The 11,648-nt window shown below is 40.5% G+C and carries 10 protein-coding genes, 4 tRNA genes, 1 rRNA gene and 1 pseudogene; 3 read left to right on the top strand and 13 right to left on the bottom strand.

What is annotated here, in order from left to right; translation table 11 throughout:
• Positions 1-73 precede the first annotated feature (73 nt).
• Genes A3I9_RS0108730 through A3I9_RS0108740 form a run of 3 tightly spaced genes read right to left on the bottom strand, consistent with a single transcriptional unit; the run spans position 74 to position 2,358 of the window.
• Positions 74-373, bottom strand: a complete 300-nt coding sequence (locus A3I9_RS0108730; protein WP_018378666.1) for a rhodanese-like domain-containing protein — start codon at positions 371-373, stop codon at positions 74-76.
• Entirely contained in the window at positions 366-2,018 is a 1,653-nt protein-coding gene (locus A3I9_RS0108735) for an FAD-dependent oxidoreductase (RefSeq protein WP_026217409.1), read from the bottom strand. The genes A3I9_RS0108730 and A3I9_RS0108735 overlap by 8 nt, the downstream gene beginning before the upstream one ends.
• Positions 2,019-2,034: 16 nt before the next feature.
• Complete coding sequence (locus A3I9_RS0108740; protein WP_018378668.1) at positions 2,035-2,358, bottom strand: rhodanese-like domain-containing protein; 324 nt, start codon at positions 2,356-2,358, stop codon at positions 2,035-2,037.
• 133 nt (positions 2,359-2,491) lie between these two features.
• Here A3I9_RS0108740 and A3I9_RS0108745 point away from each other — a divergent pair, with 133 nt between their 5' ends.
• Positions 2,492-2,752: a metal-sensitive transcriptional regulator gene (locus A3I9_RS0108745; RefSeq protein WP_018378669.1), complete on the top strand. Its 261-nt coding sequence runs from the start codon at positions 2,492-2,494 to the stop codon at positions 2,750-2,752.
• Positions 2,753-2,803: 51 nt separating this feature from the next.
• Here the strand turns inward: A3I9_RS0108745 and A3I9_RS0108750 are convergent, their stop codons facing one another.
• The 3 genes from A3I9_RS0108750 to A3I9_RS0108760 form a co-directional block, all read right to left on the bottom strand.
• The gene (locus tag A3I9_RS0108750) at positions 2,804-3,355 is read right to left on the bottom strand and encodes a cysteine hydrolase family protein (RefSeq protein ID WP_018378670.1); all 552 of its coding nucleotides are present in this window, start codon (positions 3,353-3,355) and stop codon (positions 2,804-2,806) included.
• A 1-nt stretch (position 3,356) separates the two neighbouring features.
• Positions 3,357-4,145 (bottom strand): GTP-sensing pleiotropic transcriptional regulator CodY, encoded by a 789-nt coding sequence (gene codY / locus A3I9_RS0108755; protein WP_018378671.1) that lies wholly within the window; start codon positions 4,143-4,145, stop codon positions 3,357-3,359.
• Between the two features lie 351 nt (positions 4,146-4,496).
• A complete protein-coding gene (locus tag A3I9_RS0108760; RefSeq protein ID WP_018378672.1) occupies positions 4,497-5,711 on the bottom strand; it encodes a pyridoxal phosphate-dependent aminotransferase in 1,215 nt (404 codons plus the stop codon).
• A 121-nt stretch (positions 5,712-5,832) separates the two neighbouring features.
• Here A3I9_RS0108760 and A3I9_RS0108765 point away from each other — a divergent pair, with 121 nt between their 5' ends.
• Positions 5,833-6,285 (top strand): universal stress protein, encoded by a 453-nt coding sequence (locus A3I9_RS0108765; RefSeq protein WP_018378673.1) that lies wholly within the window; start codon positions 5,833-5,835, stop codon positions 6,283-6,285.
• Positions 6,286-6,315: 30 nt separating this feature from the next.
• On the opposite strand, the pseudogene A3I9_RS13245 reads toward A3I9_RS0108765, so the two are convergent.
• Positions 6,316-7,681: pseudogene (locus A3I9_RS13245) on the bottom strand (Cof-type HAD-IIB family hydrolase).
• A 69-nt stretch (positions 7,682-7,750) separates the two neighbouring features.
• Here A3I9_RS13245 and A3I9_RS0108780 point away from each other — a divergent pair.
• Positions 7,751-8,707: an asparaginase gene (locus A3I9_RS0108780; protein WP_026217412.1), complete on the top strand. Its 957-nt coding sequence runs from the start codon at positions 7,751-7,753 to the stop codon at positions 8,705-8,707.
• A 155-nt stretch (positions 8,708-8,862) separates the two neighbouring features.
• Here A3I9_RS0108780 and recG read toward each other — a convergent pair whose 3' ends face one another.
• The 6 genes from recG to rrf all read right to left on the bottom strand — a co-directional run bounded on the left by recG (position 8,863) and on the right by rrf (position 11,583).
• Positions 8,863-10,881 (bottom strand): ATP-dependent DNA helicase RecG, encoded by a 2,019-nt coding sequence (gene recG, locus A3I9_RS0108790; RefSeq protein ID WP_018378676.1) that lies wholly within the window; start codon positions 10,879-10,881, stop codon positions 8,863-8,865.
• 203 nt (positions 10,882-11,084) lie between these two features.
• A tRNA-Glu gene (locus tag A3I9_RS0108795) sits at positions 11,085-11,156 on the bottom strand.
• Positions 11,157-11,173: 17 nt separating this feature from the next.
• Positions 11,174-11,247, bottom strand: a tRNA-Ile gene (locus A3I9_RS0108800).
• 38 nt (positions 11,248-11,285) lie between these two features.
• Positions 11,286-11,356 (bottom strand) — tRNA-Gly (locus tag A3I9_RS0108805).
• Between the two features lie 13 nt (positions 11,357-11,369).
• A tRNA-Val gene (locus tag A3I9_RS0108810) sits at positions 11,370-11,442 on the bottom strand.
• A gap of 25 nt (positions 11,443-11,467) precedes the next feature.
• A 5S ribosomal RNA gene (gene rrf, locus A3I9_RS0108815) occupies positions 11,468-11,583 on the bottom strand.
• Between the last annotated feature and the right edge of the window lie 65 nt (positions 11,584-11,648).

An 11,648-nucleotide genomic window follows, 5' to 3' on the forward strand; every position in this document is an offset into this window, starting at 1 on the left:
CAGAATCCAAAAGTAAAAATTTATGGTAAAAATTGATACAAGAAAAGCCTCTCAGTATGAAAGGCTTCTCACATTATCTTTCCAACTCACCCGTCCAAGCACCTGTTCCGCCATTGACATTGGTCACATCGCAGCCTTCGCTTGCCAAGAAAGCGCAGGCTTGGGCAGAACGGCCACCCATTTGACAAATGATGTGGTATGGTTTGTCAGTGTCCAACTCTGTATAGCGACTCACTAACTCACTCAAAGGCAGATTGATTGCTCCTGGAACGTGACCCGCAGCAAATTCGTCAGTTTCACGCACATCAATGAGGTTGATTGTTTCGGTATCCAATAAGGTTTTCAATTCTGTAATCGAAATAGTTTTAGTCATGAATAATTTCCTCCGGTCTAACGGTATTATAAAGTGAATAGGCTCCGTCTAAGTTTTGAACGTTAAAGCCGTTTTGTTTGAGAATGCGCTCTGCAATGTAAGAGCGTAAGCCACTGTGGCAGCTGACGATATATTCTTGCGATTTATCCAATTCGTCCAATCGCTCACGCAAACTATCAAGCGGAATGACCACTGCATCAGAGAAGCGACCACTCGCAACCTCAGATTCTGTACGGACATCCAACAAAATTTTGCCGTTTGCCAATTCATCCTTCAATTCGTACCATTGAACGCTATCGCTTGTCCCTTCAGCTAAATTAGTTGCTGCATAACCAATCATATTGACAGGGTCTTTAGCTGAACCAAATGGTGGCGCATAGGTAAATTCTAATTCAGGCAAATCAAAAATCGTCAAGCCACCCTTAATGGCTGTGGCTAGGATGTCAATCCGCTTATCAATACCTTTTTGCCCCACAGCTTGCGCACCATAGATGACACCTGTCTTAGGATTAAAGACCAATTTGAGTGTGATAGAAGTTGCCCCTGGATAATAGCCAGCATGGTCATTTCCAGTTGTATGGACCACAGCGACATCTTTAAAGGTTTGGCGAGCTACACGTTCGCTAAGTCCAGTCGAGGCTGCTGCCAGACCAAAGGCACGGACAATGGCAGTACCAATAGAGCCTTTGTTTTCACGCGCTTGCCCAGCAATAATGTCAGCCACCTGACGCCCTTGACGATTCGCTGGATTGGCTAGCGAAATCAGCGCATCTTGGCCGGTAATTTGGTTTTTGACAACAATAGCATCACCGACGGCATAGATATCAGGCAGATTCGTTTGATAGTGCTCGTCAACCAAGATGCCACCGCGTAATCCGAGTTCAATACCTGCATCTTTTGCGAGTGTGTTCTCTGGTTGAACCCCAACTGAAAGAATGGTCACATCTGACGTTAGCTCATTACCATCTTCTAGGACAATCACTTGTCCTTGGTTTTTGAAAAGCTGAGCAGATTGGCCTGTGATAACGCGGATACCATTCTTGATTAATTCTGCTTGAACAAATGCTGCCATTTCTTCATCGAGTGGTGGTAAGACATGAGGTGCCTTCTCAATCAAAGTGACCTCTAATCCTTTTTTAGCTAAACTTTCAGCCATTTCAAGACCGATAAAGCCAGCACCAATCACTGTTGCCTTACCAGATGTTTGATGTTCTAGTGTAGCCATAATGTGATCCAAGTCTGGAATATTACGAAGCGTGAAGACATTTGTTGCTTCATCCAAACCTGCCATCGGAGGCACAAATGGTTTAGCACCTGGTGACAGGATTAGCTTATCATAACTTTCTGTGTATTCTTTGCCCTTTGAAACGACAGTGACTACTTTTTGCTCAGGATTGATCGAAAGGACTTCTGTTTCAGGACGGACATCTAGCTCAAAACGAGCTTTCAGACGCTCAGGTGTCTGAACTAATAAGCTCGAACGCTCTGCAATTTCCCCAGAGACATGGAAGGGTAAACCACAGTTCGCAAAGGAAACATACGGTCCTTTATCAAAGACAATGATTTCCGCATCTTCCATGAGACGACGAAGACGAGTTGCAGCAGACATACCGCCAGCGACACCACCAATAATCACAATTTTCATCGGAATGACCTCCATTTTATATCGTTTTTCCTTTATAAGCCATCATGCTACCTTTGACATTGATCACATCATAGCCTTTTTTACTTAACACGTTAGCAGCTCGTTTGCTTCGCATGCCAGACTGGCAAATCACATAGACCGTCTTATCTTTTGGAGCTTGGTAGGTATGGATTTGGTCTAATGGAAAGTTTCGAGCCTCCTTTATATGCCCACCATGGTATTCTTGAGGAGTACGAACATCTAAAAGGGTAATCTTTTTCTTAGATAAAACACCTTCTAGTTCAGTAGTAGTAATACTTTTTCCTGGAGCAGGAAACATTTTTTTGAAGAATTCAAACATCAGTCTTCTCCTTTTTCTTTTATACCCACAGGGGTATATTTGAATAGTATCATATCTAACAAACCCTTGTCAACCATTTAAATCTCGTATTTTAGAATTTGACAAATATACCCCTAGTCAGTATAATAAAACCATGAAAAAAGAACAAAAAGATATTATCAACCGTTTAAAACGTGCAGAAGGGCAATTGCGTGGAATCCAAAAAATGATGGAAGAAGAGCAAGAATGCATTGACATCATCACCCAATTATCAGCTGTTCGCTCTAGCATTAATCGAACTATGGGACTCGTCATTGCCAACAAAATGACACAAATTATTGAACATCCTAGCGATAATCCAGCCTTACAGGAACAGCGCATTCAAGAAGCAATCAATCTCATTGTAAAAAAATAAAAGACCTGAAGATTCCCTCTAGCATTGCTAGTGTTCTTCAAGTCTTTTTTATTATTCAATAACCGTAGCACCAAGTACATTTTTAAAATGAGCAAGAGCAAACTGATGGGCTTCTTCAGTAATCGAAGCAATCGCCGAGCTAACGATTTCAATCTCATAGCCTAAATTATAAGCATCAATAGCTGTGTGCAAGACACAAATGTCACTCAAAACACCTGTTAATACAACTGTGTTTACGCGTCGTTCCCGCAAGCGTATATCTAAATCTGTCCCAGCAAAAGCAGAATAATGCCGTTTATCAAACCAGAAGACACGCGTATCATCCTTGATTTCTTCATAAACATCTGCTAGCGTTCCATAGAGATCGCGCCCAGACGTTCCCTTGATGTTGTGTGGTGGAAACAGTTTTGTTTCAGGATGAAAATCATCCCCCTCATCATGTCCATCAATGGCAAAAAAGATATAATCTCCACGATCGTAAGCTTCTTTTGTGATCTCAGCAATCCGGTTAGCAATCGCTTGAGCAGGTTTTCCAGCTGTTAGCTTTCCATCCTCCGCTACAAAATCATAGGTATAATCAATCGAAATCAGTGCTTTTGTCATCTTAATAATCTCGTTTCTTAATTTCGTCAAAGATGGCTGGAATAAGGACTTTCAAGTAAGTCCCTTTCATACCGAGTGAGCGACTTTCAATAATCCCTGCACTTTCCAATTTTCGGAGCGCATTAACGATGACAGATCGAGTAATTCCAATACGATCTGCAATCACCGAAGCTGTCAATTGACCCTCAACTCCATTTAATTCACCCAAGATTGCAGAGACTGCTTTCATCTCTGAATAAGACAAAGTATTGACTGCCATATTGACTGCCGCACGTCGGCGAATATTTTTTTCATCTTCTTCACGTTGGAAGTTCAACAATTGAATTCCAACTACTGTAGAGGCAATTTCGACCAAAATCAAATCTTCTTCATTAAACTGACCATCATTTCGCCAAATAATCAAAGAACCAAATCGAATCCCAGTCACATGAATCGGGGCAAGTGTTGTCACACTATCTGGATAAGCGGCACGCGATTCAACAGGAATCGCAGTTAAATCACTATCCGCAGGCAAATTAGCCAATGTTTCATACACTTGTGCCGTTGCTTTCACATACTCTGCTGGAAACTGCTTGTTGATAAAGAATTCTTCTACCCGGTCATTATTGAGTTTATACTTCATAAAGTATCCCAATACTTCACCCTCGCTATTAAGAATACAAGCATTGCAGTCAATAATCTCTGCTAAATGTTCAGCAATGGTATTATACGGCAATTCCTCTGCCAGCTTCTCTTCTGAACGCTTCAAGATAGAAGTTATCTCTCGCGTTTTTTCTAGTAATGTTGCCATAATATCCTCTTCTAACTGTAATTGGTTTCATTATACCAAATCAAACAAGTAATTTCAATAATTATCAGAAAATTTGCTATTATTTACACTTTATTCATTCTATGAGAATCTACCCACATTTTATAGCTTGAAAACTAAAACTTTGTTTAGACACTGCTACTAGCATCTACCAGCCTATCTCGCTAAAAAATATGGAATTTGAAAGATTTAATGAAAATAAACTCTCGCATTGCAAGAGTTTATTTAATTTGAAAATCTATACTTCCGTGCTATCTGCACCTGACATCTTGTAAAATTAGTAGTTTCCCCTATTCTCTCTATTTCTCGCAAGAAAGTGACAACGAGATCAGGTTATTTCCGATATTGACGTAAAAAGCGTGTCATTTTTTCTTCGACTTCAGCTAATTCTTCCACGCGTGGCAAGTAGACAATGCGGAAGTGATCTGGATCTTTCCAGTTAAATCCACGCCCATGCACCAGCATGATTTTTTCTTGTTTTAAAAAATTCAAGACAAAGAGCTCATCATCGTCAATCTCATACATATTCCGATCAATTTTAGGGAAGATGTAAAGTCCTGCCTGTGGTTTGACAGCGGATAAACCAGGAATATTATTAATTGCTTTGTAAATAAAATTCCGCTGCTCATAGATACGTCCGCCGGGCAAAAGCAACTTATCAATGGATTGCTTGCCTCCCATTGATGTCTGAACAATCTGCTGGGCTAAAACATTTGAACATAGCCGCATATTAGATAGCATATTCAGCCCTTCAAGATAACCTTTCACGTGTTTTTTCGGACCAGATAACACCATCCAACCCACACGAAAACCAGCCACTCGGTGTGACTTAGAAAGTCCATTCATAGAAACGCAGAACACATCTGGTGCCAAACTTGCAATTGCCGTATGTTTACCACCATCCATTACCAATCGATCATAAATTTCATCCGCAAAAATAATCAAATCATTCTGACGAGCAATCTCCACAATCTCTTCTAAAATTTCATCTGGGTAAAGAGCTCCCGTTGGATTATTCGGATTAATGACAACAATTGCTTTGGTATTTGAGGTGATTTTAGATTTAATATCTGCAATATCAGGATACCAGTTTGCCTCTTCATCACAGATATAATGAACTGCATGCCCTCCACCTAGACTGATGCAAGCTGTCCAAAGTGGATAGTCTGGCATCGGCACCAATACTTCATCCCCATCGTTCAATAGAGCCTGCATGGACATAGAAATCAACTCTGATACCCCATTTCCCATATAAATATCATCTACATCGACATCTGGGAAATTCTTTAATTGGCAATACTGCATAACAGCTTTCCTGGCTGAGAAAATCCCCTTCGAGTCTGAATACCCTTCACTTTCACGCGCATTCATAATCAAATCACGGATGACTTCGTCAGGCGCTGTAAAGCCAAACTCTGCCGGATTGCCTGTATTCAAGCGAAGAATTTTCTCTCCGTTCGCTCTCATTCGGTTGGCTTCTTCCAAGACTGGCCCACGAATATCATATGCTACATCATCTAATTTGATTGATTTATCAAACTGTCTCATCTTTTGTCCTCAGCTTTCTAACGTTACTATTTTAGATTAATTTTTATAAAATTACAAGAAATAGTTTACTTTTTCATTGAAAAGGCTTACAATATAAGTATAGGGAAAGGAGTGATGATTTATGACCCAATCTTATAACACAATTCTAGTGGCAGTTGATGGCTCTGTTGGAGCAGAATTAGCCCTTCATAAAGCTATTCACGTCGCAAAACGCAACAATGCCCGCCTCGTCATCGCCCATGTTATTGACACTCGAGCTCTTCATAATGTAGCAGCTTTTGACGCAACCGTGTATGAATCACTTGAAAAAGAAGCAACTAATTTATTGAGCAATTACCAGGAAGAAGCGAGAGAGGCGGGGATTTCAGATGTTCAAGTCCTCATTGAGTTCGGTAATCCAAAAACCATTCTCGCCCATGATATTCCAAAACAGACAGGGGCAGATCTGATGCTTTTGGGGGCAACTGGTCTAAATGCTTTTGAACGTCTCCTTATCGGCTCTTCTTCAGAATACATTATGCGCCACGCAACTATTGATCTGCTCATCGTTCGAGAAAAAGAAAAAACAATTTAATGCAAAAAACCTGATGAAAATCAGGTTTTTTTACTTTCTTTCATCTAACTGCCGGCTAATTTCCTTTTCAATAGCAGGTTCAGGTGCATACTTTTCTTCCCAGTCTGCTGGTTTTAAAATCTTATGGGTCACAGGATCAAAATGTGCGTGACCATCCGGAAAAATTTTTCCCATATTCGCCTGGTGGACAATTTCAAAGATGGGTTCTGGATCAATCCCCATCAAGACAAAAGAACCATAAGTGAAATAAAGCAAATCTATTAAGGCATCCACTTGACTTACAAGAAAATCTCGCGGATAGGATTTTTCTTTGCATTTTGCAGCGGCCTTATCCAAATTCTCATGCATTTTAGAGATGACCATTTCAAAATCTGTATCATTCGTAACTGTTGCCTGTAAAAATTCCACAATTTCTTCTACCTTAAAATCTGCACGATGAAGGGCAGATTCTACAGAATAAGCTTGAGGAACTTCTTGTGTTTCTCCATCCATCCTTGCGTGGAATTCTTTTACTTGGTTAAAATAAGTATCCTTACTCTGAAACATTGCTTTCTCCTTCTAGCAAATGAAAGTGCTGAAGCGCCTTATAAATCCCATCACGATTATTCGTATCTGTTACAAAACTTGCCGCCTGTTTCACCTTTTTAGAGGCATTCCCCATTGCTACTGAAAACCGGACCCCTGCCAGCATCTCCATGTCATTATTGGAATCACCGAATGCCATCACTTCTTCTCTCGTAAATCCATACTGTTCACCGACTAAATCAATCCCCTTTAATTTGGACATGCCTTTACTCACGACATCCACAGCATATGGGCTCGAACGGGTTAAAGTGACTTGTGGAAATAACTCAGCAAGTTTCTTTGTCTCTCTCTCGGTCACTAACAGCATCATTTGGTAAATAGGATGATTTAACAAACCTTGTAAACTAACCGGCCTTTGAGGCTTAAACCATCGGATCAGTCGATTAAATATAAAATTAATCATTCCAGCCCAAGCAGAAGGGATCAATCGAGTCAGACGGTAAGCAAAATTTCCAGTTCCAAAACTCATAATCTGACTTCCAATCACATCTGTAGCTGTTCCCAAAGCAATATCTTTCTGATGTTGGTTGGCATAAGCAATCATCTGACGAATATCTTCTTTTCCTAAGGCATGCGCAAACAACACATTCTCTCTTGAAAGAATATACTGTCCATTATAGGCAATCGCCACATCTAATCCGAGAGAAGCCATATAATGTAACAAAAAACGAGGACCACGCCCAGTTGCCAATCCAACTAAAATTCCTTGTTTTTTCAAGGCGTTAATAGCTACAATGGTCGACTGACTCACATCACGATTATCTGTTAAAAGCGTGCCATCTATATCAAAAAAAACAGCCTTCACTGTCACTATCTTCACCTTCTTTCTCTCTTTTATGCTACAATAATTATAGCACAATATGAAAGATTCTGAAACTTTATGAAAAAAATATTTGTCTTACATACCGGTGGCACAATTTCCATGCAGGCTAATCATGATGGTCAAGTAGCACCCAGTCAAGTAAACCCCATGATTCAAATTTCTAATCCCTTATCAGATATCGAAGTAACATCCATCGATTTTTTTAATCTGCCAAGTCCACATATCACCCTAAATCATATGATGCAACTCTATCAAAAAATTAAAAAAGAGGCTCCCCATTATGATGGATTTGTGATTACACACGGTACAGATACATTAGAAGAAACAGCTTATTTCTTAGACACAATGGATATTCCTGCTCTTCCTATTGTCCTTACAGGAGCCATGCGCTCTTCTAATGAACTAGGAAGCGATGGAGTCTATAATTACCTCACTGCCCTTCGTGTAGCTGCTGATGAAAAATCAGCGGATAAAGGGGTCCTTGTCGTGATGAACGATGAGATCCATGCAGCTAAGTATGTCACTAAAACGCATACTACAAATGTTTCCACTTTCCAAACCCCAACGCACGGTCCTTTAGGCTTAGTCACTAAAAAAGAAATTCTTTATTTCAAAACAGCAGAGCCTCGCGTCCGCTTCCACCTTGATTCCATTAGTGGACGAGTTCCTATTATAAAAACTTATGCAGATATGGAATGTTTCATCCTTGATTCTCTAAATGCTAGCAACATCTCTGGACTAGTGATTGAAGCTTTAGGAGCTGGTAATCTTCCCCTCTCAATTCTACCAGCCATTCAGCGCTTAGTCAAAGAAATCCCAGTAGTGCTCGTCTCTCGTTGCTTCAACGGTATTGCGGAACCAGTCTATGCCTATCCAGGCGGCGGCATTCAGCTACAAAAAGAAGGAGTTTTATTCGTAAAAGAACTAAACGCTCCTAAGGCTAGACTTAAACTACTCATCGCCCTTAATGCTGGCTTAAAAGGAGAAGTATTAGCTGATTATATTGAAGGCTAAAAGAGCCTGGAATGAAAGTCCAAACTACAATCAAAAAAACGAACAAGAATCGTTTTCTGATATTCAGAATCCTAACTTGTTCGTTTTTTATTTTATCCATTCAGGAAGGGTATCCGTAGGAAACTTCAAAAACCAAAATATTTTGACCCATTTTTTTAGTCTAATTGTTTAGGTCGTTCTAATTCTTGCATCAACACAGACCACTCTGGCTTTTCAATCCACTCAGGATCAGCTGTAATTTGTGCCGCTACTTTTCTAGCTTCTTCTAAAATTGGAAAATCATCAATGATATTTGCTACTTGAAATTCTGGCAGACCCGATTGTCTTGTTCCAAAGATTTCACCAGACCCTCGCATTTGTAAATCTTTTTCCGCTAATACAAAACCATCTGTTGTTTCCGTCATGATTTGCATCCTCTCTTGACCAGATTCTGTTTTTGGATTGGCGACTAAAATCGCGTAAGACTGCTTATCTCCTCGACCAACTCGGCCCCGGAGCTGATGCAATTGACTTAAACCAAATCGATCTGCATCCATGATAACCATAATGGTCGCATTGGGTACATTCACACCAACCTCGATGACCGTTGTTGATACCAACAAGTCAATAGCACCAGCCTTAAATTGTTGCATAATCTCATCTTTTTCCTGTGACTTCATCTGACCATGCAACAAAGCAATTCTAACCTGATTTCCAAAATAAGCAACAAGTTCTTCCTCTAAGGCAATGGCATTTTTCAAATCCAGCGCCTCTGATTCCTCAATCAGTGGAGACACAACGTAGACCTGAGCCCCCTTATGAATTTCTTTGCCAATCCAATCCAAAACAACTGGTAGTTGCTCGTGTTTTACCCAGCGAGTCTTAATCTCCTTACGCCCAGCTGGTAATTGATCAATAATCGACACATCCATCTCACCAAAAGCAGTGATGGCTAAAGTCCGTGGAATAGGGGTTGCCGTCATCATTAGCACATCTGGATTCTCTCCTTTTTCTCGAAACATCCGACGTTGTTGCACTCCAAACCGATGTTGCTCATCAGTTATGACTAAGCCTAGATTGTGATAAGATACCCCTTCTTGAATGAGAGCATGTGTTCCAACAATCATATCCACCTGACCAGATTCAATAGCAGCCAGCGCTGTACGTCTTGCAGCCACCTTCATGCTACCTGTCAATAGCGCAATAGATAGCTCTGGAAAGAGTTGACTCAAGCTGATGTAATGCTGTTCAGCTAAGATTTCAGTCGGCACAAGCAAAGCAGACTGAAAGCCAGCAGTAAAAGCCGCATACATAGCCAGCCCAGCAACTACGGTTTTCCCCGAACCTACATCTCCCTGTAACAAACGATTCATATGAGAAGACGAACTCATATCGCCTAAAATCTCATCCAAGCTCTTTCTCTGCGCAGTCGTCAACTCAAAAGGAAGTTCAGCTATTTTTTTATCGAGTTTCTCTCGATGGAAATCAACAACCAGTCCACTTCCAGCCTGTTTCCCCTGTGATTTCAACTGCTGTAAATTGAGTTGGAAATAAAACAATTCCTCAAACTTAATCCGTCTCAGTGCCTGACGATACTCTTCAAGCGTAGCAGGAAAATGCATCGCTCGCACTGCTTGCTGGCGCCCCATTAAATGGTACCTTTCTAATAAGAGCACAGGTACGTTTTCCTGTAATAGATCGATATAGCCATTCTCAACAATCGTCTGAATCAATTTAACAAAAGAAGATTGTTTCAAGCCTTGGACAAGATGATAAACTGGTTGTAGTTCATCAAACGATTGACTTAATATTTTCATACCGGTTAAAGTTGTCTTAGCCTTATCCCATTTTCCCCAAATCGCAATCTGAGCTCCTAATTCAACTTTATCCACTAAATATGGCTGATTAAAAAATGAAACTCCAATAATGACTTCTCCCTGACGAATAGAAAAACGCAAGCGATTCCGTTTATAACCATAGTATTGAACAGATGCAGGTGTCACAACTTCGCCAAGAATTAGAGCCTTTTCACCATCAGACAATTCTAAGACCGATTTAGTTTTAAAATCTTCGTAACGATATGGATAATAGAGAAGAGCATCCTTAATGGTCTTTATACCAACTTTTAAAAATTTTTCAGCTGATTTTGTCCCAAAGCCAGGCAAAACAGCTAACTGATCTTCTAAACTTTTCATATTCCCATTATAGCAGAATTTCACTAAAACACTCGAAATACACTAATACTTAAAAATCATAAATTCAAAAAAATTTAAACAAACCAATAGACAAGGCCTCGCTGGTTTGCTTATAAGTCACCAACAACAGTAGATTTAAACAAAAAAAGAGACAATTTAGTCTCTAAAAGCAAAAATAAAAAAGAGGAAAACCTCTTCAAATATAGTCCGTACGGGATTCGAACCCGTGTTACCGCCGTGAAAAGGCGGTGTCTTAACCCCTTGACCAACGGACCATATAATTCCAACTTAATGGGCACGAGTGGAATCGAACCACCGACCTCACGCTTATCAGGCGTGCGCTCTAACCATCTGAGCTACGCGCCCAAACCAACTGGTATGGTAAGATGAACACTAACGTTCAAAGCGGGTGACGAGAATCGAACTCGCGACAACAGCTTGGAAGGCTGTAGTTTTACCACTAAACTACACCCGCTTATTAATAAAAATGGGAGTTAACGGGATCGAACCGCTGACCCTCTGCTTGTAAGGCAGATGCTCTCCCAGCTGAGCTAAACTCCCAAAGGATATTGAATCCTCTTGATTCGCTAAGCGACTACCGTATCTCACAGGGGGCAACCCCCAACTACTTCAGGCGTTCTAGGGCTTAACTGCTGTGTTCGGCATGGGTACAGGTGTATCTCCTAGGCTATCGTCACTTAACTCTCTCGAATGTTACCATTCAAAATTGAATACCTATATTCTAACAAGTTTTAACTTCGCTGTCA

The organism is Streptococcus ovis DSM 16829, from assembly GCF_000380125.1.
In the GTDB taxonomy this organism is placed as follows: Bacteria; Bacillota; Bacilli; order Lactobacillales; family Streptococcaceae; genus Streptococcus; species Streptococcus ovis.